Consider the following 25535-nt stretch of genomic DNA (forward strand, 5'->3'; position numbering starts at 1 on the left):
TTAGTCACTCTCCTTCTTCATCCACAGGCTCCATATTCCTGATTGTAATTGGTTCAACATGTGCTGGGATTACAATTTTTTTATTTGGATTAGAAATGACTACTTCCAAGTTATCGAGGAAGAAATCATCTATTGATGGAGAAACATGCATTCGGTTAAACATTTTTTCTGCTAATTCATATGTTTCGGTAATGACATTAATAGAAAATGGATAAGACCTTAATGAATGGGTCCCCACTTTTGTTTCACCATTAATATCTCGAATAACGGTTGTATTTACTAAGCGTTCTCCGTCAATGGAAATATGTTTAGCTCCATACATATTAAGTTCATTGATTAATCGTTTTAATGTAATTGGCGATACTGTTTGTGGACTATCACCAGGTATTAAAGCTTGATTAATCGGTCTTACTGTTAACTTAATTCCTGGTCCAGTTTCTTCCGTTAATCCAGCTTCTTTTCTTAACTCCAATAAAGTTTGTCTTAATACAGATTCTTTACTTCCCTCCATTTCGGAGGAATATTTATTTAACCTCTCATCTTGAAGCCGAATTTCAGCAAGCAGTCGTTTCTGTAAGTTCATCTCCGTACGAATGGAGTCCCTTAATTCCCACGTATCTCTAGTATCCCTTGCTACAGGCTGCTGAACAGTTTTAAATTGAATTGCAATCATAAAACCGATTATAATCGTTATCATAGTAAAGTTAATTTTCGCCCTACTCATCATGAAACCTCTCCAAATATTGGTTCCATCATTATGTTTTTCTTCTTTTCCAGAGAAAAGACAATATTATCATTTACAATTTGATCACGGACACCGCCTGTAATAGAAATAGCAGATGCTAATACGTCTGAATCACCGATAGCAGAGATTATAAATGGGGCAGGATGGGGATTACCATCAACAGTTATTACTGGACCTTGACAAACAATATAGGAATCATGACTAATTCTTTGTCCATTAATTGCTACAGCAGATGCTCCAGCAATATATAATTCATTAACAACTTTAAATACATGATGCTCGTGAACAATATAATTATTTACATCTTCACTTTTTATGTATTCTGCATCCTCCAAAACAACTTCTACTCCTGGACCTTTTACCTTTACTTTCCCTAAAAACATCCGATACTTTTCTGTGTCTTCGGCCAAGTTAAAATATATTTCCTCTTCTTGTGATAACTCTTTCTCAAATTGGCGAACTTTACTTTGCTTTTCATATAATTCTTTTTGTAATTTTCGATTACGATCTTGGATGTCCAATAATTGGCTTCTCATATTATTTTCAATTCTATATTGCCTATCTGTTAAATTGACCTGCAAATTTTCTTCCTTCTTTGACTGACTATATGAAAAGGAAAAAATAAAGCCAAAGACTAAGAATATAAAAGAGAAAACAATATACCTATTCTGCTTTCTCTTCCTCAACGATTTCTTCCTCCTCTATTTCATATTTCCGGAAATAGGATCCCACTTCGAAATCAATTACACCTTTTATCTCGGGATCAAGTTGACTTACAATCGATGGGTAGTAAGTCATTTTTTCAGCAAAAGTCATCATCGTTGCATGGACTTCAAACCCATCATTCATATATAAGATGATGCGATATTTATCCGTTTCTTTTGGTTCATATTTAATTTCAGAAATAGAATTAACAATTTCGTTAGGTATTTGTTGTAACTGCGCTGCTAACTCATCCAAAACTTCATTTTCCGTAAATCCAATTAATATTGGAGAATGTAGATTAGAATTTATTTCTTTATCTAACCTTTTTCCATTTTCTAAAATTGGATAAAACTTGTTTTCTCTTTCTACATACGCGATAGTCTTAAATTCTTTGACTATTATCTCTAGCTTATTAGGAAATTTATACGAGATTTCAGCACTTTTTATTTCTGGTAATTCCTTTATTTTCTTTGTCGCTTCCTTTTTGTTCACTTTCCAAATATTATCTCCAATTCGCAACCCAGAGGCAACTAACATCTCTTCTTCAGAAATTGATTGGTTACCATCAACCTTAATACTATGAATGTGACTTAGAGGGGATTGAAAATATACAACACAAGCAATAAGTAAGAAAAATAAAGATAATAGAAATATTAACCGTCTATTAGCCTTTCGTCTACGATGTTCTTTGATTTTTGGAATCCTGTCTTCAAGTGATAGGACTTTACCTTTTTGCATACTATATTCCCCTTAAAACATAATTCATATGGTACAAGATAAAGTTACATTTTTTACAAAATATGTTACATCCTTTATAATACCTTGAATTTTATTTTTTTTCATTCATTAAGTCTAAAATAACAGAAATTAACTTTTCAGATGCATCTCTAATCCCTAATTTTTTGGCATTTTCCCCCATTGCTCTTCTTTTATTTTCATCCAATAGAATTGAATCGATAGAGTCTACTAGTCGCTTACTCGTTAATTCTTTCTCAATAATCATGTTAGCAGCACCTTTTTTTACTAATGCGTCTGCATTCTTTTCCTGATGGTTATTTGTAACATATGGACTTGGTATTAAAATGGATGGGACACCAATAGCCGTTATTTCTGCAATAGAAGTGGCCCCTGCTCTTCCAACAACTAAATCTATTGAAGTTAGTACATCTTGCATATTATGAATGAAAGGAATGATCGCAACATTGTCATGAGTACCTAATAACTTGGCCTCTTCCATTACAGCATCAAAGTGTGCATTACCAGTCACATACATAACTTGATATGGCTTTGTTGCAAACTGAGATATAGAATTAATAACAGCTTCATTAATTGGCTTGGCTCCCCTACTCCCACCAAAGATAAGAACAGTGCTCTTGTTATCATTTAAACCGTAAGTTTGTAAAATACCTTTCATTTTAGATACATTTACTTCCGAAGCACGGGGATTCCCAGTCAAGACAACTTTATCTTCCGGAAAAAACTCTGCTACCTCTGGAAAGCAAATAGCAACTTTGTTCACATATTTACTTAAAAACTTATTTGTCAATCCTGGAATACTGTTCTGCTCATGAATAATAGTTGGTATTTTACTTTTTGCTGCCGCATAAACAACAGGCCCACAAACATACCCACCTGTTCCAATGACTACATCCGGTTTAAATCTCCTCAAGATCTTCTTACTATCTGTTACACCTTTTATAAAGCGAAGTACTGTTTTGACATTTTCAAATGACAATGCTCGCTTAAAGCCTGTAATATTAATAGATTCAAATGGTATGTCTTCTCTACGAACAATATCTGCTTCTAAACCTTTCTCCGTACCTATATACAAAAATTTGGCATTTGGATGTAATTTTTTAATTGTTCGAATTAAAGCAAGTGCAGGATAGATATGTCCTCCTGTTCCACCGCCACTAACTACTATTTTCATTTTTCCACCTCAAGTTTTTAAGATCAAAAAAAATAACTCTTACATTATCTTACTATATTTTCCCCCCGAAGAAAGTGTTCAATAATTATTGTTGTATAATTGTAATGAAAATACGAATCAAATGAAAAAAGAACCCCAAAATAGAGTCCTTTTTACAACTTATAATTTAGAATAACGGCTAATATTTAATAAAATCCCAACGGCCATTAACATCAAAGTTAATGAGGATCCACCGTAGCTCAGGAATGGTAAGGTAATTCCAGTAACTGGCATTAAACCGATAACAACCCCTATATTTATCATTACTTGGATTGCAATCATTGAAATAATACCTACTGCAAGAAAACTTCCAAACAAATCCGGCGCTCCAAGCGCTACGCGAATTCCTCTCCATAGCAATAATGCAAATAATAATAAGATAACACTACCACCTATAAAACCGAGCTCTTCAGCGATCACTGCGAAGATAAAATCGGTTTGCGGCTCAGGTAAATAGAAAAACTTTTGTCTACTTTCTCCTAATCCTAATCCAAACAGTCCGCCAGGTCCAATTGCATAAAGGGATTGAATAATTTGAAATCCACTACCTAAAGGATCTTGCCAGGGATCTAGGAACGAGGTAATTCTAGCAATCCGATATGGTGCAGAAATAACTAGTCCAACAAAACCTGCCACGCCTACTAGTCCTAGAACTGCGAAATGCAGGATTCTTGCACCTGCTGTAAAGATCATTAAGATGCATGTCCCAACCATTACTGTTCCTGTCCCTAAATCAGGTTGCAACATTATTAAACCGAATGCGATAAATACTAACGAGAGAGAAGGGAGCAACCCTTTTTTAACTGTAGTAATATACCGTTGGTTTTCTGAAAGAAATTTCGCTAAAAATGCAATCATTGCTAATTTCATAAATTCAGATGGCTGGATGGAAAAAGCCCCCACTCCAATCCAACTTGTTGATCCGTTTCGTGTCATACCGACGCCTGGTATTAATACCGCTATTAAAAGGATAAAGCAAATAATGAGAATAGGTTTTACCCATTTTTTAATTACCCAGTAATCGACATACATTATCACAAACATTGCGATAATGCCCACTCCAGCAAACAACAACTGTCGTTTTGCGAAGAAAAAGGAATCCGAAAAATGATAATTAGCTGCAACAGCACTCGCACTATAAACCATAATTAGTCCGATTGAGAGTAATAAAAATGTTGCTAATATTAATATGAAATCAGGAGCCGTTTTTTTTAATGGCAATTCTCAACACCTCTGCACACTCATTTTAGAGCATATTTTCGAGCATTCTTAGGTGTATTGCCAAATGATGTACGCATGAAAAGTTAATTGCTCTCTTCAAGTTTATGCACTGCATGGATAAAAATATCACCACGAACCTCAAATGTTTTATACTGATCCCAACTTGCACATGCTGGAGACAATAAAATGATATCTCCCGGTTCTGATATTTCATATGCCACTGGAACAGCTTCTTCCACATTATCGACATGGATAATCTTTTCTATTCCTACAGACTTACCAACTTTTTCTATTTTAGGTGCAGTCTCTCCAAATAATACAAGTGCACGAACACCTTTTAACACAGGAATAAGAGCATCAAACTCATTTCCACGATCAAGTCCACCAGCTAATAATATAATTGGATCATTAAAGGCTTTTAATGCACTAGTTGCTGCAAGGATATTCGTTGCCTTTGAATCGTTATAGAATCTTCTCCCCTGAATCTCTGCAACATATTGTGTACGATGTTTCACCCCTGGAAATGTCGTCAGTACTTGCTGAATAGCGTCATTATTGACACCTTTTAATTTAGCAGCAGCAACTGCAGCTAAAATATTTTCTAAATTATGTACCCCAGGTAATACAATCTCATCTACATTGATTATTTTTTCTTTTCTAAAATAGATAGATCCATTCATCAAGCATGCACCGTCTTCAACGTACTGTTTTGTTGAGAACGGAATTATTTGAGCGATAGATTGCTTAGCTAAGCTCATTAACTCATCTTGATCAGCATTTACGATAAGGAAGTCTTCTTCACTTTGGTTACTTGTTATATTCATTTTCGCTTGAATATACTCTCCCCATGAAGAATGGTAATCCAAATGCGCTTCATATAAATTTGTTATGATCGCAATATGAGGACGAAAAGCAGAAATTCCCATTAATTGAAAAGAAGATAATTCCACAACCATCGTATCCTCTGTTGTCGCATTTTGAGCTACTTCTGAGGCTACAGTCCCTATATTACCAGCTATTAGCGGATTTTTATTTCCTTTATCCATCATTTCATAAATTAAAGTCGTCGTGGTTGTTTTGCCATTTGTACCAGTAATCCCTATAATATCTGATTCTGTAATTTCGTACGCAAGTTCTACCTCCGTAATAATTGGTAGTCCTAGTTCTTGCGCTCTCCTAATGATTGGATTAGTGTATGGAATCCCAGGATTTTTAACGATCAATTCAAAGCCTTCATCCAGTAATTCCACAGGATGACTCCCACAAATGACTTTAATCCCTTGCTCTAGTAATCCTTGTGCATCAGGATTTTCTTCAAAAGGTTTATAATCATTTACTGTTACAAACGCTCCTAGTTCATGTAATAAGGATGCTGCAACTACTCCGCTTTTGGCTAATCCAAGTACAAGGACTTTTTTCCATTTATATTTTGTAACTTTATTCATTACAACCACACCTCAATATAAATTCCTAATATAGAGAAAAGGATACCAACAGCCCAGAATGTAACAACTACACGCCATTCAGACCAGCCAGATAGTTCATAATGGTGGTGAATCGGGCTCATTTTAAAGATTCTTTTTCCTCTTAATTTAAAAGAAGCTACTTGCAGGATAACAGATAATGTTTCGATGACAAAAACTCCTGCGATAATTAGTAGGATGACCTCCATTTTAGTTAAAATCGAGATTGCTGCAATTGCCCCTCCTAATGCTAGTGAACCAGTATCCCCCATAAATACTTTCGCGGGATGCGCATTAAATACAAGGAATCCTAAAACAGCGCCAACTACAGATACAGCAAAAATGGAGATATCGAATAATTCTTGGCTCCAGGCAAGGATTGCAAATGCTCCAAATGCAATAGCAGCAGTACCTGATAGTAATCCGTCTAGACCATCTGTTAAGTTAGTCGCATTAGAGAAACCAACTAGCCAGAAAATAATAAATAGTGCATAACCCCATCCTAAATCAAACGAAAAGTCCGTTAACGGTATTTGAATTTCTGTTGAAAAATCATGTGCTCGCAATACAAGGAAAAAAATGATCGCGATGATGATTTGCCCTATTAATTTTTGTAAAGATGTCAATCCTAGATTTCGCTTCAAAGCAATTTTAATGAAATCATCTAAAAAACCTAACAAACCATATCCAAGCAATACTAATAACAGTAAATATGTTTCTTTATTCAATTCAGAAAAGATAGCGGTTATGACAAGTGAAGTAATTACAATCGAAAATAAGATAATAATACCACCCATTGTTGGAGTTCCGCTTTTTTTCATGTGCGATTTCGGTCCTTCTTCTCGAATACTCTGACCAAACTTAAGTCTTCTTAGAAAAGGAATGAAAAATGGTGAAATGAGCACTGAAATAATAAATCCTGTTATCACTGCATATAAAATAACGCTCACCATCATATTTATCTCTCCTTAATAACCTGTAATGCAACGTTCTTATCATCAAAATCAAGCACTTTATTGCCAATTATTTGGTACGTTTCGTGCCCTTTACCAGCAATTAATACAATATCTCCACTCTCTGCAGAAGTTATTGCTTTTTTAATTGCCTCCGCTCGATCAGGGATTATTTCATAACTATTTCCCACTACCCCTTGTTCCATATCACGTAAAATAGCCATTGGGTCTTCACTTCTTGGATTATCTGAAGTAAAAATTGGATTCGTTGCATATGTACAAGCTACGTCTGCCATTAATGGACGTTTAGATGGATCACGATCGCCTCCACAACCAACTACAACAAATATGCGTTTCTTAGCAAACTGTCTTACCGTTTTCAATACATTTTCAAGACTATCTGGAGTATGGGCGTAATCCACTATAACTGAAAAATCTTGCCCTCCATCTACTACTTCAAATCGACCTGATACACCTTTTGCACCTTCTATAGATGTTATGATAGTCGATAATGGAATATTAGATACAAAAGTACTAGCTATAGCAGCAAGCACATTATAAATATTAAATTTTCCAATTAACTTCATGGAAACTTCATGCTTACCTTCAGGGGTATGAAGTGTAAATTGCGTACCTGTATTACCAAGTTTAATATTACTTGCAGAAAAATCAGCAGGAGTTTCAATCCCATATGTGACAACATGCGCAGCAGTTTCGGCCATAAAGTACTTCGTTGCTGGATCGTCTGCATTCAGAACTGCATATTTAGGTTTGGTATACGTATTACCAAGTCTAGAAAATAATAATCCTTTTGCTCTGCGATATTCCTCCATTGTATGGTGATAATCAAGGTGGTCCTGCGTTAAATTGGTGAAAACTGCAACATCAAAGTCACTCCCATTTACACGTCCTTGAACAAGTGCATGAGATGATACCTCCATTACTACTGCATCAACATTCTCGGAAACCATTTGATCAAAAACAGACTGTAACACTAGGCTATCTGGAGTAGTGTTTTTAGTTTCTAGTTGACGATTGGCTATTTTCATATATATAGTTCCAATTAACCCTGTATTTTGTTGATCATTACTGAATATTGTTTCAATTAAAGCACTTGTAGTAGTCTTCCCATTAGTACCTGTTATTCCAATCAGGTGGAATTTCTGGGATGGATGATTGTAAAAACGATCAGCAAGAATCGCCATTGTATGTTTACTATCCTTCACAATAATAACGGGAACATTTACATCCAATTTTCTTTCCGCAATAATTGCAACAGCACCATTCTCTACTGCTTCTTTCGCAAAATCATGGCCATCAAACACCAAACCTGAAATACAAATAAATAAACATCCTTGTTGAACATTTTTATGATTATTTTCGATGTTTAAAATTTCTGGATTAGCTTTAGGCAATTGAATCATTGGAATAGATTGGAGAAGTGTATGTAATTTCATATTCATCAGTCCTTTCACTTCTTCTGCCTTTCTGTTTAATGCAAAAGCATTCTAGTCTATTCTACAAAAAAATCTAGTATGATGCTATGTTTATCTATATTTTTAGCATATAAATCGATATTCAAACGAGAAGCGGTCATGAATGTATCATGCCGCTCGTTCACTTCACTCTATAAAGACACGAATTACAGATCCTTCCTCCAACTTAACACCTGGTTCTGGAATTTGATGGACAACTTTATCTCCTTCTCCACTAGCATTTAGTTTAAAATTGTACATCTTTTGTTGAATCTCTCTTATTGTCATGCCTTTTAGATCAGGAACTTCTGAAGTTATTGGATCATTCCATTTTTTTTCTTTTTCAATTTGTTCATCTCGTGGCTCTACACCCATTTCCCTTAGTGCATCACCAATTATATTCCCGACAATTGGCGCCGCTACAGTACCACCAAATTGAACAACTCCTTTTGGGTTGTCAATAGCTGTGTATACAACAATTTGCGGATCATCAGCTGGGGCAAAACCAATAAATGATACAATATGATTATTTTCTAAATATCTACCATCTTTTGCTTTCTGTGCCGTCCCAGTTTTTCCACCTACACGAAAATGATCGACAAATGCATTACCACCTGTACCTTGTGCTACAACACTTTCTAATGCATGTCTAATTTGCTTCGAAGTTTCTTCTGAAATAACTCTTCTTTTTTCAACTGGAGTTTTTCTCATTGCTACTTCTCCTGTAATAGGGTCAATCAATTCTTTCGCTACATACGGAGTGTATAATATTCCACCATTAATAGCAGCGGCTACAGCAGCAACTTGTTGTATCGGTGTTACGGATACACCTTGCCCGAAAGCAGTTGTAGCTAGCTCAACAGGTCCTACTTGTTCAGGTTTAAATAAGATTCCTGTTCCTTCTCCTGCTAAATCGATACCCGTTTTCTGCCCAAAACCAAAGTCACGAATATATTTGAATAATGTTTCTTCACCAAGACGTTGTCCAAGCTCAACAAAACCAGGGTTACAAGAGTTTTCTACTACTTCTAAAAATGTCTGACTACCATGACCGCCACTTTTCCAACATCTTAATGTAGCTCCGCCAACCTTTACGGATCCATGGTCATGGAAGTGTTCCTCCTCTAAATCAACTTTCCCTTCTTCTAAAGCAGCTGCAAGGGTGATGATTTTGAAGGTAGAACCTGGTTCATACGTACTCCAAATAGGTAGATTACGATTATACACTTCCTGAGGGACATCACGGAAATTTGCTGGATTGAAGGATGGTTTACTAGCAATCCCTAATATCTCACCGTTATTTGGATTCATTGCAATCGAGATAATACCGTCTGGATTATATAATGCTTCTGCATTCTCCAATTCCCGTTCAATAATTGATTGGATCTTTGTATCGATTGTTAATCTTAAATCATATCCGTCAACAGGAGGTTCAAACTCATCTGACATATCTGGCATTCTTCTCCCTTTAGCATCGGAAAAGAATTGAACTGATCCTTTTGTGCCACTTAATTCTTTATCATAATACAATTCCAATCCCATTAATCCTTGATTATCTATGCCTGTAAAGCCCAATACATGTGATAAATAATCACCAAATGGATAGTGACGTTTCGAGTCTTCTGCAATATATACACCTTTTATGTTTAATGCATTTATTTCCTTTGCTTTTTCATAAGATATCTTTCGACCAGCAGAAATTCTTTCAATCGATGATCTTTTCACCATTTGTTGATATATCTTTTCTGTTGATGCATTTAAAGCGGCAGCTAGCTTTTTCGCCGAATTTGCTGGATCTTGAATTTGCCTTGGAACTACATATACGGTTGGTGCGCTTAAATTCTCAGCTATAACAACACTATTTCTATCTATAATCTTACCTCGTTCAGGTTCAAATGGGATATTCCGGCTCCATAGATTTCTTGCCTTTTCTGTTAGTTCAGTCCCTAAACCAAACTGTACATATCCTAGCCTAATATCTATGATGAAAAATATTAATAATCCGGCAAGTAATATAAATGACAATCTTTTCCTAACAGTAACAGTTGATACACGCTTCAAAATAGGTCCTCCCTTTTCTGTAGGCTTGTTCAACTATATGCCTCGTCCACTATAAGTAGAACGAAAGGGAAAGGTGTAACAGAAAAAAATGGAATGACAGAATCCAATTACTGGATGAAAATTACAATCAAAGTTTTGCAGTTATCTTTCTACGAAAATACCTTTTCTGTCATCCCACAATCAAACTGTTAATTGCTCATTTTCTTAGACAATTTGCTACTTTACGAAAAACGTATATCCTAATAAGCATAAAAAAACAAAAGCCGAACTAACTTGAACATATTCAAGTAATAGTTAGGCTTCTAATTGGTTCGGTATTAGACTTTTCTTATGTCGTTTTATTCATCTGTAACTTCGTCTTCTGCATCAGATTGTGATTCAGCTTGTTCCCTTTCTATCTTTGCAGCTGGTGTTTCAAAATGGACAACTAGCTGATCACCTGCTTGAACAGAGGTATTAGGTTGAAAATTTTGCTTATATGCATAACCGTTACCAACCATATTAAGCTCTAAGCTAGCAAGTTGAGCAATCTTTAATACATCGCGCTTCGACCATCCGGTCATATTAGGCACAAATATATCACCGTCTGTTTTAACTATAATTTTTTCACCCTCTAGCAAGGAGACTCCACTAGCTGGGAATTGCTCTACTATTTTGTTTCCTTTTCCGATCGTAACTAATTCCAAATTAGAATCTTGCGCAAATGTTTGTACATCTTGTAGTTTCATTTTTGTTAAGTCTGGTAAACTAGTATTCTTTACTTCTGTAGTCTTTTCAGGTTCAATATTTAAATATTGCAAGCTTGTTTTCATTACAGTATTAAAAATCATCGAAACTGGCTTACTACCGTTTTCATCCGGTTCGATTTGTGGTTCCTCGATAGCGACATACATAACTAGCTGTGGGTTATCAACCGGAGCTAAACCTAGAAAGGAAAAGATATACTGATTCCGTTCCTTTAAATATCCCTTACCATTTGGATTTGGTATTTGAGCAGTACCTGTTTTTCCTCCGACTCTATACCCTTCAAGATGATACGTTTTTGCAGTTCCATGTTCAGAAGTAATAGTGGATTCCAATATTTCTCGTACTTGCTTAGCTGTATCAGCAGATATCGGATTACCTGCAATTTCTGGTTTTGTTTCTGTAACCGTTTTGGTATTCGGGTCCACAATTTTGTCCACGACATAAGGCTTCATCATCTTACCATCGTTTGCAATTGCTGACATCGCCTGAACCATTTGAATAGCAGTGACAGTGGTACCTTGCCCATACACACTTGTTACTTTCTCAATTGGCCAATTATACAAGATCTTTCCTGGTACTTCATTCGGAAGTCCGATATTTGTTTTCATCCCAAACTTGAATTTATTCATGTATTCAAGCCAAGTTTCTGCACCCATTTTTTCTAATAATTTGGCCATCACTACGTTAGATGAACGCTGAAAGCCTTCTAGATAAGAAATAGTTCCCCATCCTTTACCATAGTTATGGTCATTTATACAATTTTTACCATCTAAACAATATTGTCCAGAAGCAAACTTGTCATTTGGGTTAAATACATTCTTTTCAATTGCTGTTGCTAGTGCAAAGATTTTCATCGTTGAACCTGGTTCGAATGAAGTCTCAATAATCTCATTATGCCAAGATTGATCGATACCTTCTCGTGTCGTTGGATGATAAGTGGGACGTTGGCCCATTGCTAAGATTTTCCCTGTTTTCGGGTCCGCTACAACAGCCATAATTCGTTTCGGCTTATATTGTTCATCCACTTTATTCATAGCGTCTTCAAGAAAAGTTTGAATCTTCTTATCGATGGTCAAATAAATATCTTGTCCATTTACCGGTTCTTCTACGTGTTTTTTAGAATTAGGTAAAATATAATTCCATATATCTCCTTCATACTTAAAAGAACCGTCTTCACCATCAAGTAAATCATTGTAGCTATTTTCCAGTCCTGTAACTCCAACTATTTCTGATGATTCCTCATCTTTTTGTGCATAACCTATTAAATGCGATGCGAAAATACCATTTGGGTAATATCGTTTCGTATCTTTAATAAATGTTATTCCAGGTAATTGAAGTTCCTCTATTGCTATTTTCACAGAGTTAGACAAATCTTTACCTGCACGTCCAAATTCAACTTGAAATCTTCCTTCTTGAGTTAAACGATCATATATATCTTGTTCACTCATATCAATATGAAGTGCTAATTGTGCTGCTGTTTTACGAGGGTCAACTACATGTCGCGGATAATCTGGATCTGTTGTCATCGTATCTGAAAGAATAGCAACTAATGTATAAGATGCTGCGTCTTCAGCAATAACTTCACCGTTGTTATCATAAATACTTCCACGTTGTGCTTTTATAACGTCTTCTCTCATATATAATTGTGCAGCTTGAGCCGTTAATACTTTTCCTTCCACTTCTCCAGTGTATTGAATAGAAATAAATCGGACAATTAACACAAAAAAGAGCAGACTAAAGAAGATAAAAAAGCTCGCTGCTCCAATGTTTCTATATTTTTTATTCATTATTCTCCAACAACCTTAACATTATCTGCATTTAATTTATATCCTAAATCTTTTGCTTTTTTCCAAACTTCCTCATACCGGCTCATGTCACTTACTTGCATTGCTAAATCTCCATTTATTTTTTCCTGTTCCTGAATAGCGGTTTTCGTGTCTTCAATTTGCATATTGATTTGATAAACATTCGCTTGAGAGGAAATTATTTGAACTGCCATAATAGCAAGAAATATTACTAGCATAACTGCAAGAATTTTTTCACCGGGAGTAATTAGTGATTTGCGTCTAATCGTCTGTTTCTGGACTTCAGTTTGTTCTATTGGTTTATATTGTTGTTGATATTTACGTGCTAAATTACTCAAAAATAACTCCCTCCAATAACTATATTTTATACTACTATAATTTTTCTGCAATCCTTAATTTTGATGATCTAGCGCGGTTATTCTCTTCCAGCTCGTCCTGCGAAGGAATAATTGGCTTTCGATTAATGAGTTTTATGAGTGGCTCATATCCTTCAGGAATGATAGGTAATCCAGGAGGTAATGGTGGTCCTTCACTTGCTTCTTTAAATACTGATTTACAAATTCTATCCTCTAAAGAGTGGAAAGTAATTACACATATTCTCCCTTCTGGATGAAGCAAATCAATTGCTTGATTCAAAGAACTTTCAAATACATTTAATTCATCATTTACAGCAATACGAATCGCTTGAAAAACTCGTTTAGCAGGATGACCGCCTTTTCGTCTTGCTGGTGCAGGAATCCCTTCCTTAATAAGCTCTACTAACTCACCTGTTGTATTAATTGGTGATTTTTCACGTGCAGCTTCAATCTTTCGTGCGATTTGTTTCGAGAACTTCTCTTCCCCATATTTGAAAAAAATTCGAACCAAATCTTCATAAGCCCAGTGATTCACTACATCATAAGCGGTAATCTCCCCTTCTAAATCCATACGCATATCGAGTGGGGCATCGTGGTGGTAACTAAACCCACGTTCTGGTGTATCTAACTGTGGTGAAGATACTCCTAGATCATATACAATCCCATGGACTTTAGAAAATCCTAAACGGTTTACTTCTTCTTTCAGATGTTTAAAATTACTCTTTACAAATATTAGATTATCTTTGTATTTAGATAACTTTTCCCTTGCATGTGCTATTGCTGTTTCATCTTGGTCAAACGCAATCAGTTTTCCTTCACTTGATAATTGAGAAAGAATTTTTTCGGAATGCCCACCTCCACCAAGTGTACAGTCTACATATGTACCATCCGGGCGAATATTCAAACCTTCAACAGTTTCATTTAATAACACAGTTGTATGATTAAACATGGTTGTCACTACTTTCTTTGCATCTTTTTTACATGAAATAGAGAGATTTTTGAAATTAAATATCGAAGTCAATCATGTTCTCAGCTATTTCAGCAAATGATTCTTCTGATTCTGCAAAATAGTCTTCCCATAATGTCTTACTCCAAATCTCAATTCTACTTGAAACACCTAAAATTACACATTCTTTTTCTAATTTTGCATAACCAAGTAGTGTTGTTGGCAAGTTTATCCTGCCTTGCTTATCAATTTCACATTCTACCGCTCCAGAAAAGAAGAAGCGTGTAAATGCACGGGCATCTTTTTTAGTCATTGGGAGTGTCTTTAACTTTTCCTCTATTCGTTTCCATTCTTCAAGAGGATAACCGAACAAACATTGATCAAGCCCACGAGTAATTACAAAAGTTTCTCCGAGGTGCTCACGAAATTTTGCAGGGACTATTAAACGACCCTTCGCATCAATATTATGTTGGTATTCTCCCATGAACATATTAATGCCCCCACTTTCTATATTTAATGTACCACATCCCCCCACCTTTCACCACTCTTTTTCTGTATTTCATAAAAAATTCCTTATTTTTTCCTAGAAATAAAAAAAACGACCTTTCCCTTAGTGGGATAGGTCGTTTAAATTTTAATCACCTTATGTTTTCCATCAAATTCAAAATTCTCCATCATTAGCTGATCTATAAAAGATAAACCATATTCATTTAAATAATAGAAGATATTCCATATTCTTTCTTGTGGAATTCCATTAGGGTAAAGATGACGTTCTACTTTCTTATATTTATCTAAAGTTGCCTGGAATTTTTGTTCCATATTATAGTTTGATTTTCTTTCTAGAAATTCTAGTTGCAGTAAATGAAAGTTTAAATTCTTTTTCGCTAAAGGAAGTAGACCGCGATCACTTTCTTCGAGTCTAGAAAAAATATCGTTATATTCAGCTTTTAAATAGGATGCAATCTCATCTAACTTGGATATCAATTCTTGATCTCTTTCTGAGTCAAGAAAGTCCTGCAAGGAAGAATTCACACCATTTTTTAGTACATTTTTTAAATCCAGTTCTAATTCATTAACATCTCTTTCCACTACAGCCTCAACAAAGGTCATATTCAACCTTGGAATAATTGGTGGCATTTGAATTCCCAAATGTTCAAATACTTGCTTCAACTCACCCCAATATGCAATTTCACCTGGCCCAGCGATAAATGCTAAGCTTGGAAAAACAAATTCTTGCATGACAGGTCTAGTTACAACATTATTACTAAATTTTTCAGGACTCGAATTCAGTTCCTCCAGTAATAATCGTCTCTCGATTTGAAAATTCCCTTTTTTCTCCACAAACATATCTTCCAGCGGGTCATAATTTAATAATAAGCGTTCATTATTTTTGTAATAAAAAATATTTGCACAATCCGCGTCTATCTCGATCGCTTTTTTAAAACCGTGACCTGTAATTATATCTTGTTGTTGTAAAACTGCATTAGTGATTTGAGTGTTTTCATTAATTAGTTGTTCGAAGTAAGATTGTTCTAACTTTCTAATGTTCGGATCTGCAGCATCCATAATAAGCAATCCATAATCTTTAAATAACTCCATAATAATGTAAGAAAACAAATCAGTTATCGTATGACTGGATTGTAAAACTTCATCAATGAATGAGAGTAATTCTTTTGTATACTTCCGTTCTCCGAAATGCATAAAGATAGAATCAATCCACTTTTTCATCTCATCTTTATTAAATGATATATCAGATGTCATTCTCTTCTCATTGACATTTACTTCTTGATAACTCATTTTCTTCATGGATTGACCAGCTTCTACATATACATGGTTCACTTCGAGTACGTCGTGATCCTCGCCCGCAATCCAAAAGACAGGTATAACTGGTGTCCCTAATTTCTTTTCTTGGTGTTCTGCTAATTTAATAATAGATATTACTTTATGTATTGTGTAAAGAGGACCCGTTAATAGTCCAGCTTGTTGTCCCCCAATTACTACTGATGAATTATGTAATTGCAGCTTTTTAAGTGAATTTTTAGTTTGCTCCGATTGGGGAAATTTCAACATATAAGCTTTTATACATTCTGCAAGGTCTGCACGGTTATACTTACGATTCATTACATCTTGATATCTTTTTTCAAAAACTGTGTTCTCCGTTATATCATAATGAAAGAAACCTCTTACGGGCTCTTTTTGTTCTATATAAAGAGAAGCAAAGTCGTTCATTGCTGGAATGACCATGCTTTCAAATTCCATATACCGTACTTCCTTTCTTCATTTACTAACGGTTAGTATAACAAAATCAGAAATAAAAGGATAATAACTTGCACTAATTTTTATATTTTCACTGCTTCGAATATTCTTGACCCTAATCCATAAAGAAGTAAAATCAGATATACAAACGAAAAGAATAAAAAATTTAATCTCCAATATCTGCTAAAGATTTTTCGATAAACAATTTCATTTGCAAATTTCCAATATAAAAATGTAAAAATAATAGCACTTAAAATCATAAATAAGATAATTGCCCAAATCAATGACTTCGCCCATATTGAAATAATGATAAAATGTACAGAAAATATAAGTGCGATTGTAGTCACATTAATAGCTATGTTCCTCGCACTTCGCTTTTTGTTTGTTATTTGTTTTCCAATATAAAATACTAATATAAATAAAACAAACGGAAAAATGATAATTATCGCTGTTAAAGAAGACATAATCGATTCCATCATTTTTCTATTCCTCCCCTATACTCCATTCCTTTTATCATGTTGTATACAGCAGAGGTGAGTGGCATATCATTACCAACTTTATTTCCTTCTTCCATTATATAACCTAAAATAGCATCAATTTCTGTTTTTCCCCCACTTATAATATCCTTAAGCATCGACGATGTATTGTTTCTCGTTTGCAAACAAATTTGTTTAATATGGAGGAAGCTCTGTTCCTTATTAACGGTTGGAAAAACGCTTACGATTTCATCAAAAAGCTGTTCAAACACAGAAAAATAATAAGGGTTAGTAATCAGTTCACCATTTTTCACTTGGAAAATTGCGGTTAGTGGATTTATAACTGCATTCGCTAATAATTTTGAAATCAACATCACTTCATACTCTTTTTTAATTTCAAATGGAAAGTGATGATCTCTTGATAGTGGAAAATCAGTAAAATCCCCTTCTAACCCCCGATAAATCGCTACATTCGTCTGTCCAATTCCAGTATGCTCTACTGTCGTACTATTCACCTTCCTAACACCATGCTCTACGGTACCGACGAAGATTTTCTCATTAGACATTTGTTCCATTAATGACAAGTGACCCATACCATTCTGAATAAATAATATTGGAATGTCAGATGGTAGTATATCAGGTAGATTAAGTGTGGAAAAATGGTATTGCTTCATAGCTACAATGATAAAGTCCTGATTCTTTATCATATCACGACTTACTTCAGCACTAACTTTGCGGGTCTTTGCCAAATTCTCGCTGCAGACAGTTATACCTTCCTTGCCTAATACGTTAGCCTGTTCTACTGTTCTTGTAAATATCGTTACATTATGGTTTTGGCTTAAATAATAGCCAAATAGTAGTCCAACCGCTCCACCACCAATTATTCCTACCTTCACGTTATCACCTATAAACATTGTATTTTATAGTACTATTGTAGCAAAAACAGAATGAAAGTAGTTAGTTATTTCGCATTTGAGACGAATTCAATAAAAATAATGAAAAAGATGAAACTATTCATACAAAATATCGTATAATTAACAGAATGATATTTTAGGAGGTATTTGTTTGAAAAGAACAGCGGAATTTACACTAGGAATCATTGGAACAATCATTAGTGGATTAATGAGCCTTTTAGGAATGTTTTTAATTTGGACAGCATCTTCTGATGAAGTAAGGGCTGAAGTGGAAAAACAAGTTCAAGATGACCCTATGATGGTACAAGAAGATATTGATGTGGTACTTGGGCTATTCTCCACAGGTGGCTGGGCTATTATTATAGCATCCATTATTGGAATTATTTTTGGAATAATAGCTATCATAAGCATAAAAGGTAATAAAAATCCGAAATTAGCAGGCTGGATGTATATAGTTGGCGGTGTACTAGTTGGTATCATTAGCTTAGGTCTTGGATTTTTACCTGCATTACTATTCATTATAGCAGGTATTATGTGCTTCGTTCGCAAACAACCAGCTGAACCAACTGCATACTAAATCATTTTAAAAACAAAGGTACAAAAACGAGGCTTACCAAAGTGTCAACATATTTGACATGTTGGAAGCCTTTATTAATTTTTAAATTTAAGTTTTCAATTTACATGTAGAGAACATATTCTTTCGATTGATGCTAATTATGGTTTACTCCACTATAAATAGCAAAGAAGCAGAATGGAATAAAAAAAGGTTGAGAAAAAGGAATATAGTTGCAAATAAAAACCGAACTATCCTATTTCAAAATAAGATAGTTCGGTCACTTTATCAATTATAAAATTTTTTATAGTTACAAGCGAAGTGTATTTCCGAAGCGGTATAGCTACACTTAGATTATTCAGATCTACATCCAAGTTAAATCGGTTTGTCTCAACCGCATTTCATTCAAAGAACTTAATGAACTTGAATTCATCTGCTCTCTTATGCGCTAAAGTCTTCTGCCATTTTTCTTGCCTTGTTCAGTACATTTATTAAGGAGTTGTATTCATCTTTTAACATATTATATTCTTCCGTTAAATTATCTAATGACTTTAGTACTTTCGCATTCTCATCGTTGAGTTCATCTATTTTATTTCTTAGTTTGGCATTTTCTTTTTTATAATTAGAAATATTTTCTAATTCAGTTTCTATTCTTTTAATATATTGGAGAGCATCACTAATACTAACAACTTCCTGTTCATTCACTTCAGCTTCCACACTCTCTTTCACTAGAACTGAAGGATTTACTGTTGGGACAACTTCTTGCGTTACTTCCTTTTTCTTTTCCTTTTTTTGTTTTTTAGCTAAATCGATAGCTTCTTTATATTGCTTCCGGATATTTGAGTTCCAGCGAAATCCGCAAGCAGCGGCTGTTCTTTTTAGTTTTCTTCCTGCTGCTTCAAAGGCTTGGAGTTGAGTACTCCCATCCCTTATATGCGCAAGCACTATTTCCGCAAGCACTAAATCTTCATCAGCAGTCCATGCATCTTGGCGTGCAGCTGTCATATATATCACTCCTATTTTTTTCTAATTATATGCTTCAAATAGGAGAGATAGAATAAAATTAAGATCATATTAAGATAATAAAAAAATCGCGAAGAGCCATGGTCTCTTCACGATTTTTTATTAATTGCTTGCTACTTCTTTGCCTTTATATGTTCCACATTCTTTACATACACGGTGTGCTAGTTTCATTTCTCCACAATTAGAGCATGCAACCATACCTGGGACCTGCAGTTTGAAATGTGTGCGGCGTTGTCTTTTTGCTGTTTTAGATGTTCTTCTCTTAGGTACTGCCATTCTTCCCACCTCCTTAAAAGGATAACGTTCACTTTCTAGTGATTGATTTTACTCATTATTGTTATCCAGCAATTTAGCTAATCCTGCTAAACGCGGATCTACTTTTTTTTCCTTATCTTGCAAATATTGTTCTTCCGTCATTACTTCCCAGTCACTTCCTGCCTGAAGACCCTTATTTTCAAGAGCAGCTTCTGAGAAAACTTGTATTGGAATTTCCAATATAAGTAACTCTTCAATGATAGGCATTAAATCCACAATACCTGCTTCCGCATGGTGGAATTCGTCCATTTCGGCAAATTCTTCTTCTTGAGGATTTAACAGAAAGATTTCTGTTGAATGGATATCAATAGGAAAATCTACATCTACAAGAGTTCTAGAACAGGGTAATATTATTGACCCTGTTAAATGAAGGTCAAAAGTTACTTTTTGTGAATCAAGTTTGGCTTTTCCCGTGATATGAATTAAAGATGCTCCTCTTACTTCCGAGTCACGTCTCTTTAATCCTTCTGCCACGTTGACATAATCATCAATTTTCAGGCCATTTTCACGATATTTCCGCAATTGATTAACTGTCCATTTCATCGATATCACCTCTAGGCAACAAAAGTAATTATAGCTTTCAGCACAAAGTTTGTCAATAAAAAAACAGTAGCATCACACATTATCCTGAGCACTTATTATATCGGGATTTATTCAAGCCTTAAAACGTAAGACACCCCACCACTTATTACAAATCTAAAAGATATGATTCCACTAACAATTAGCTTTTCCAAGTATACAAGTATTCATAAGGTGTTTATAATTTCTATTATGACAGTATGATATATGTAAGGATGGAATTGATTTTAGTAAAAGGAGGTAAATAGATTATGCGGAGTGTCGGAGTAGTAGTAGAATATAACCCTTTTCATAATGGACACCTATATCATATACAATCAGCAAAACAACTATCACAATCTGATATAACCATTGCAGTGATGAGCGGAAATTTCCTCCAAAGAGGTGAACCTGCACTAGTATCAAAATGGGCCCGTACTAAAATGGCGCTACATGCAGGAGTAGATATAGTTATCGAGCTCCCATACGCTTTTGCTGTACAACAAGCAGAAGCATTTGCATTTGGCTCCGTTTATATACTAGATGCATTGAAGTGTAATGGAATTTGCTTTGGTAGTGAATCAGGCGATGTAAATCATTTTGTAAGTACATATACATTTTTAGAACAACATAGGGATAGTTATGAGCATTATATTCGCACATTTATAAAAGAAGGAGTAAGTTATCCAACTGCTTTAGCGAAAGCATTTGACAAACTTCAGCCTGATAAAGATATGATTGATTTGTCAAAACCAAATAACATACTCGGCTATCATTATTATGCAGCAGCTAAAAGATTACATTCTTTACTTGATTTTTATACAGTAAAAAGAAAAAATGCAGAATATCATGATCAAGACTTTTCTAATGCTACAATTGCTAGTGCTACTTCCATTCGAAAAGCTTTACAGCAAAATGGTAACCTTTCAGATGTTGAACCTTACTTACCAAAATCCACAACATCTGAATTGGAAAGTTATCATGCAAATTATGGCCAATTCCATGATTGGGAAGTTTATTGGCCATTGTTACAATATCAGTTGTTTTCTCATAATGAAACTAGTCTGCGAGAGATTTATGAAGTGGAAGAAGGAATAGAAAACCGATTATTAAGAGCAGCAAAATCAGCCACTAGCTTTGAGGCTTTTATGCAAATTATAAAGACGAAACGTTATACATGGACTAGATTACAACGAATGTGTGTACATATTTTAACGAATACGCCCAAAAGCTCTATTCATTCATTAGGTGAAACTCCTTCTTATGCTCGTTTACTCGGGATGAGTGAGGCTGGTAGGGTTTATTTAAACCAAATTAAGAAGGAAATAGAAATCCCTCTTGTTTCTAAAGTTTCTGCTTTTGATAACGAAATGATTCAGCTTGATGTAAAAGCTACAAATGTATATGCGACCGGGTTAAATGAGCCTTATAAATCAAAGCTGTTGAAGCAAGAGTTTGCCCAACCACCTGTTTACTTAAAGGAAAGAGGCTTGAACAAAATAATGTAGGTAAGGATAAAATAAAAGAAACAGAGAGAATTCAAGCAAAAGGCTCATAAGTCTTGGCAAAGTACAAGTTGGGTTTTGATCGAGGACAAATAACCAGAGACACTAAAAGAATAAACGTCTTTCCGTGTCTCTCCTTTTCTTATTTAAATTGTTCCATTTTCGCTTTTATTGCTGGTAGCATTTTTCGTGTCTCTATCTCACCATATTTAATTATTTCGTTAATGTTAGTAAAAGCTCTTGCACTAAATTGTTCTACAGGTGGTCGAATCATAATGTCTGATTCTTCTCTTCTATTTTCCACTATTTCAATTTGAAGTATATCCAAACTCTGCATGATTACATCATAAATCGTCGTAATTTCCGCTTTTGTATTTAATCTAGCAACATCACAACCAATGATAATATCAGCACCCATTTTTTTAACTGTTGAAACTGGTACGCGATCCACTACTCCACCGTCTATAAACAATGATCCATTTATTTCCTCAGGAGTAAATACACCTGGTATAGCAATACTTGCCCTTACTGCCTGTGCTATAGATCCCTTTTTGAACTCCACTTTTTCACCTGTTTGTAGATTGGCAGCAATGACGCATACAGGAATCTTCAAATCTTCTAAGTTTTTCCCATGCATAAACAAGTCAATTAAATGTTTCACTCTGTTTCCAGCTATTAACCCCATCTTTGGTACAGTAAAATCTAAATAATACGTTCTTTTAAACGCGGTGGATAACTTAATTAACTGGTCCAAATCATGACCAAATGCATAGAAACAACCTACAAGTGCTCCCATACTGCTGCCCGCAATCATATCGATTGGAATAGAGTTTTCTTGTAACACCTTAATAACTCCTAAATGAGCAAATCCCCTTGCGCCTCCAGATCCAAGAGCCAAACCAACTTTAGGCATTCCCACACAAATCTCCTCCTACAACATTTTATGGTCTAAAAATTATTTCTATGAGTATATTGATTGTGTGGATGTTGAACAGGAGGTATTGGTATTGAATGTATCTAAATTAAAGACAATTTTATTAGCTTCAGGGGCAACATTTATGGCAATTACAATGATTTTTCTTCCTGAGGAATCATTTAAGGCATCCATTCGTGGTTTAAAAATGTGGTGGGAAATTGTCTTCCCTTCATTATTTCCATTTTTTGTGATTGCGGAATTACTAATTGGATTTGGAGTAGTTAGATTTATTGGGACATTATTAGAACCTTTAATGAGGCCATTATTTAAAGTACCTGGAGTTGGAGGTTTTCCTTGGGCAATGGGAATGGCAACTGGATTTCCTGCTGGAGCAAAGCTAACAGCTAGACTTAGACAAGAAAAGCAACTAACGAAAATTGAAGCTGAAAGACTTGTCTCTTTCACAAATGCTTCAAGCCCACTTTTTATTTTCGGCGCTGTATCTGTTGGCTTTTTTCATAACCCAAGACTGGGAATCATTCTCGCACTTACGCATTACTTAGGTAATTTTTGCGTTGGCCTTATGATGAGATTTTACGGAAAAGATGGAAAAGATCATAAAATGATAAAAGAACAAAAAAGAACCTCTTCCGTATTTAATATAAGACAAGCTTTATCTGCATTACATCAAACAAGAATGAAAAACAAGCAACCTATCGGAAAATTATTAGGAGATGCTGTTATATCTTCCATCCATACGTTACTAATGATTGGTGGCTTCATTATTTTATTTTCAGTACTAAATAAATTATTGTTACTATTAAATATTACACATATATTAGCTTCATTTTTTGTTATCCTCTTATCTGTCTTTCAATTACCAATTGAATTGAGTATTCCTGCAATTGCTGGCATATTTGAAATTACATTAGGTAGTCAATTAACGAGTGAACTCGCTAATGCAACTTTAATGCAAAAAACAATTATCGTTAGTTTTATTTTGGGTTTTAGTGGTTTAAGTGTTCAAGCACAAGTAGCAAGTATTTTAGCAGAGACAGACATAGATTTTAAACCGTTCTTTGTAGCAAGAATTTTCCAAGGTATATTTGCTGCATTTTTTACGTTCTTATTGTGGAAGCCAATTGCTACAAAATTTCAACTTGAATCTACTCAAACAACCGCTCCGGTATTTCTACAGCAACATGACTTGTGGTGGCATGAAACAGTGCAATATTTCGAAGAAATTGGTCCAATAATTACGATCCTTTCTCTTATATGTTATATCTTTATTTATATAAAAAGGATGAGTTCTCCTGTATAAGAAGAGCACTCATCCTTATCGTCCTATTTGAATTTACGTTGAAGCGCTTCTTCCACTTCTGGTGGTACAAGCTCTGAAATATTCCCATGATATTTTGCGACTTCTTTTACAATACTAGAGCTTAAAAATGAATATTGATTATTCGTCATCATGAAGAATGTCTCAATTTGTTCATCTAAAACTCGGTTCATAGATGTCATCTGCATTTCGTATTCAAAGTCTGAAACGGCTCGAAGCCCACGTAATATAGCGTTAGCTCGAACTCTCTTAGCATAATCTATAAGCAAACCGTTAAACGTGTCTACTTTCACATTTGCAATGTCTTTTGTAACTTCTCTCAATAAACTTATTCTTTCATCTACTGTAAATAAAGAATTCTTAGTTGAATTGTTCAATACAGCAACATAAACCTCATCGAATACTTTAGCTCCGCGACGAATGATATCCATATGACCTAGAGTAACTGGATCAAAACTGCCGGGGCAAACTGCAATACTAGGCATTGGTTAGTCCTCCTTAATAGCCTCTGATAAATAATAAATTGTCAAACCAATATTTCCGTAATCACTTGTTTTTCCCTGTTCTAGATTACCAATTTTCTTAGGAAGGACTACGTCGGTTCCGTGTTCACAAACCACAGTTCCATTTATTGTTAATAAATTGTTTTGCTCAATCATATTAAGTAATGACTCTAATTTTTGCTTACGATATGGTGGATCAAGAAATATACAATCAAATTGGATTTCTCGCTTAATAATGGATTTTAATGCACGCTCTGCATCATTTCGATATATTTCACATTTATCTTCCAATCCACATAAGCCAACGTTTGCTTTTATCGTTTGTAGTGCATTCATATCTCTATCTACAAAGATTACTTTATCTAACCCTCTGCTTAAGGCTTCTATCCCTAGACCACCACTTCCTGCAAACAAATCTAAGCCTAGCCCACCTGAAAAGTACGGGCCAATGACATTAAACATTGTTTCCTTTACTTTATCTGTAGTAGGTCTTGTCTGTTTCCCAGGCACTGATTTTAATTGTCTTCCTTTATAATATCCTGATATAACTCTCATTACTTCACCGATTCACAATAGATTTTTTTCTTTTTACATCCTATCATAAGTTCCTTATGCATTCCACAAATAAGAAATTTTCGCTCTAACATAGTATATGTGTATAAAATATCCTTATAGGGCGATAATAACGATAACAGCATCAAGTGATGTTGTTGCCAACCGCGGAGAAGACT

General features: G+C 34.8%; 25 protein-coding genes. 3 read left to right on the plus strand and 22 right to left on the minus strand.

Annotated elements, in window-relative coordinates; translation table 11 throughout:
- Window positions 1-4: 4 nt before the first annotated feature.
- The 16 genes from ACFPM4_RS03665 to ACFPM4_RS03740 form a co-directional block, all read right to left on the minus strand.
- Window positions 5-724, minus strand: a complete 720-nt coding sequence (locus tag ACFPM4_RS03665) for a DUF881 domain-containing protein (RefSeq protein WP_318280863.1) — start codon at window positions 722-724, stop codon at window positions 5-7.
- Window positions 724-1431 (minus strand): DUF881 domain-containing protein, encoded by a 708-nt coding sequence (locus ACFPM4_RS03670; RefSeq protein ID WP_144920290.1) that lies wholly within the window; start codon window positions 1429-1431, stop codon window positions 724-726. The genes ACFPM4_RS03665 and ACFPM4_RS03670 overlap by 1 nt, the downstream gene beginning before the upstream one ends.
- A complete protein-coding gene (locus ACFPM4_RS03675) occupies window positions 1409-2188 on the minus strand; it encodes a cell division protein FtsQ/DivIB (RefSeq protein ID WP_382347817.1) in 780 nt (259 codons plus the stop codon). Before ACFPM4_RS03675 ends, ACFPM4_RS03670 begins: the two co-directional genes overlap by 23 nt.
- A gap of 91 nt (window positions 2189-2279) precedes the next feature.
- Window positions 2280-3380: an undecaprenyldiphospho-muramoylpentapeptide beta-N-acetylglucosaminyltransferase gene (murG, locus tag ACFPM4_RS03680; protein ID WP_382347820.1), complete on the minus strand. Its 1101-nt coding sequence runs from the start codon at window positions 3378-3380 to the stop codon at window positions 2280-2282.
- Window positions 3381-3539: 159 nt separating this feature from the next.
- Window positions 3540-4640, minus strand: a complete 1101-nt coding sequence (gene spoVE, locus ACFPM4_RS03685; RefSeq protein ID WP_144920296.1) for a stage V sporulation protein E — start codon at window positions 4638-4640, stop codon at window positions 3540-3542.
- A gap of 83 nt (window positions 4641-4723) precedes the next feature.
- Window positions 4724-6085 carry a UDP-N-acetylmuramoyl-L-alanine--D-glutamate ligase gene (murD, locus tag ACFPM4_RS03690; RefSeq protein ID WP_382347823.1) on the minus strand — a complete coding sequence of 454 codons (1362 nt, stop codon included), beginning with the start codon at window positions 6083-6085 and terminating at the stop codon, window positions 4724-4726.
- The gene (gene mraY, locus ACFPM4_RS03695; protein ID WP_382347826.1) at window positions 6085-7059 is read right to left on the minus strand and encodes a phospho-N-acetylmuramoyl-pentapeptide-transferase; all 975 of its coding nucleotides are present in this window, start codon (window positions 7057-7059) and stop codon (window positions 6085-6087) included. Before mraY ends, murD begins: the two co-directional genes overlap by 1 nt.
- 2 nt (window positions 7060-7061) lie before the next feature.
- On the minus strand, window positions 7062-8513 hold the full coding sequence (locus tag ACFPM4_RS03700) for a UDP-N-acetylmuramoyl-L-alanyl-D-glutamate--2,6-diaminopimelate ligase (protein ID WP_382347829.1): 1452 nt from the start codon (window positions 8511-8513) through the stop codon (window positions 7062-7064).
- Window positions 8514-8678: 165 nt separating this feature from the next.
- Window positions 8679-10592, minus strand: coding sequence for a stage V sporulation protein D (locus ACFPM4_RS03705; RefSeq protein ID WP_382347831.1), 1914 nt, complete (start codon window positions 10590-10592; stop codon window positions 8679-8681).
- A 338-nt stretch (window positions 10593-10930) separates the two neighbouring features.
- A complete protein-coding gene (locus tag ACFPM4_RS03710) occupies window positions 10931-13126 on the minus strand; it encodes a penicillin-binding protein (RefSeq protein ID WP_382347834.1) in 2196 nt (731 codons plus the stop codon).
- Window positions 13126-13482, minus strand: coding sequence for a cell division protein FtsL (gene ftsL / locus ACFPM4_RS03715; RefSeq protein ID WP_144924973.1), 357 nt, complete (start codon window positions 13480-13482; stop codon window positions 13126-13128). The genes ACFPM4_RS03710 and ftsL overlap by 1 nt, the downstream gene beginning before the upstream one ends.
- Window positions 13483-13516: 34 nt before the next feature.
- A complete protein-coding gene (gene rsmH / locus ACFPM4_RS03720; protein ID WP_382347838.1) occupies window positions 13517-14449 on the minus strand; it encodes a 16S rRNA (cytosine(1402)-N(4))-methyltransferase RsmH in 933 nt (310 codons plus the stop codon).
- A 55-nt stretch (window positions 14450-14504) separates the two neighbouring features.
- Window positions 14505-14936: a division/cell wall cluster transcriptional repressor MraZ gene (mraZ, locus tag ACFPM4_RS03725; RefSeq protein WP_382347841.1), complete on the minus strand. Its 432-nt coding sequence runs from the start codon at window positions 14934-14936 to the stop codon at window positions 14505-14507.
- A 137-nt stretch (window positions 14937-15073) separates the two neighbouring features.
- Entirely contained in the window at window positions 15074-16705 is a 1632-nt protein-coding gene (bshC, locus tag ACFPM4_RS03730; RefSeq protein WP_382347844.1) for a bacillithiol biosynthesis cysteine-adding enzyme BshC, read from the minus strand.
- An 80-nt stretch (window positions 16706-16785) separates the two neighbouring features.
- Entirely contained in the window at window positions 16786-17181 is a 396-nt protein-coding gene (locus ACFPM4_RS03735) for a DUF3397 domain-containing protein (protein ID WP_144924984.1), read from the minus strand.
- Window positions 17178-18074, minus strand: a complete 897-nt coding sequence (locus ACFPM4_RS03740; protein ID WP_382347847.1) for a 2-dehydropantoate 2-reductase — start codon at window positions 18072-18074, stop codon at window positions 17178-17180. The genes ACFPM4_RS03735 and ACFPM4_RS03740 overlap by 4 nt, the downstream gene beginning before the upstream one ends.
- Before the next feature lie 169 nt (window positions 18075-18243).
- Between ACFPM4_RS03740 and ACFPM4_RS03745 the strand changes: the two genes are divergently transcribed.
- Window positions 18244-18669, plus strand: a complete 426-nt coding sequence (locus ACFPM4_RS03745) for a DUF4064 domain-containing protein (RefSeq protein ID WP_186324777.1) — start codon at window positions 18244-18246, stop codon at window positions 18667-18669.
- Window positions 18670-19086: 417 nt separating this feature from the next.
- On the opposite strand, the gene ACFPM4_RS03750 is transcribed toward ACFPM4_RS03745, so the two are convergent.
- From ACFPM4_RS03750 to ACFPM4_RS03760, 3 genes are all read right to left on the minus strand, one after another.
- Complete coding sequence (locus tag ACFPM4_RS03750; protein ID WP_144924993.1) at window positions 19087-19650, minus strand: RsfA family transcriptional regulator; 564 nt, start codon at window positions 19648-19650, stop codon at window positions 19087-19089.
- Window positions 19651-19770: 120 nt separating this feature from the next.
- Window positions 19771-19944, minus strand: a complete 174-nt coding sequence (rpmF, locus tag ACFPM4_RS03755) for a 50S ribosomal protein L32 (protein WP_144924996.1) — start codon at window positions 19942-19944, stop codon at window positions 19771-19773.
- Between the two features lie 48 nt (window positions 19945-19992).
- Window positions 19993-20526, minus strand: a complete 534-nt coding sequence (locus ACFPM4_RS03760; protein ID WP_382347852.1) for a YceD family protein — start codon at window positions 20524-20526, stop codon at window positions 19993-19995.
- Between the two features lie 287 nt (window positions 20527-20813).
- On the opposite strand from ACFPM4_RS03760, the gene ACFPM4_RS03765 reads away from it, so the two are divergent.
- Window positions 20814-22049, plus strand: a complete 1236-nt coding sequence (locus tag ACFPM4_RS03765; RefSeq protein ID WP_382347855.1) for a nucleotidyltransferase — start codon at window positions 20814-20816, stop codon at window positions 22047-22049.
- Window positions 22050-22188: 139 nt separating this feature from the next.
- Here ACFPM4_RS03765 and ACFPM4_RS03770 read toward each other — a convergent pair whose 3' ends face one another.
- The gene (locus ACFPM4_RS03770; RefSeq protein ID WP_144925001.1) at window positions 22189-22965 is read right to left on the minus strand and encodes a patatin-like phospholipase family protein; all 777 of its coding nucleotides are present in this window, start codon (window positions 22963-22965) and stop codon (window positions 22189-22191) included.
- Between the two features lie 88 nt (window positions 22966-23053).
- On the opposite strand from ACFPM4_RS03770, the gene ylbJ reads away from it, so the two are divergent.
- The gene (ylbJ, locus tag ACFPM4_RS03775; RefSeq protein WP_382347858.1) at window positions 23054-24283 is read left to right on the plus strand and encodes a sporulation integral membrane protein YlbJ; all 1230 of its coding nucleotides are present in this window, start codon (window positions 23054-23056) and stop codon (window positions 24281-24283) included.
- A 23-nt stretch (window positions 24284-24306) separates the two neighbouring features.
- On the opposite strand, the gene coaD is transcribed toward ylbJ, so the two are convergent.
- Window positions 24307-24786, minus strand: coding sequence for a pantetheine-phosphate adenylyltransferase (gene coaD, locus ACFPM4_RS03780; RefSeq protein WP_382347861.1), 480 nt, complete (start codon window positions 24784-24786; stop codon window positions 24307-24309).
- Between the two features lie 3 nt (window positions 24787-24789).
- Entirely contained in the window at window positions 24790-25359 is a 570-nt protein-coding gene (rsmD, locus tag ACFPM4_RS03785) for a 16S rRNA (guanine(966)-N(2))-methyltransferase RsmD (RefSeq protein ID WP_382347864.1), read from the minus strand.
- Window positions 25360-25535: the final 176 nt, after the last annotated feature.

Source organism: Lederbergia graminis, from assembly GCF_042655485.1.
Lineage (GTDB): Bacteria > Bacillota > Bacilli > Bacillales > Bacillaceae_C > Lederbergia > Lederbergia graminis.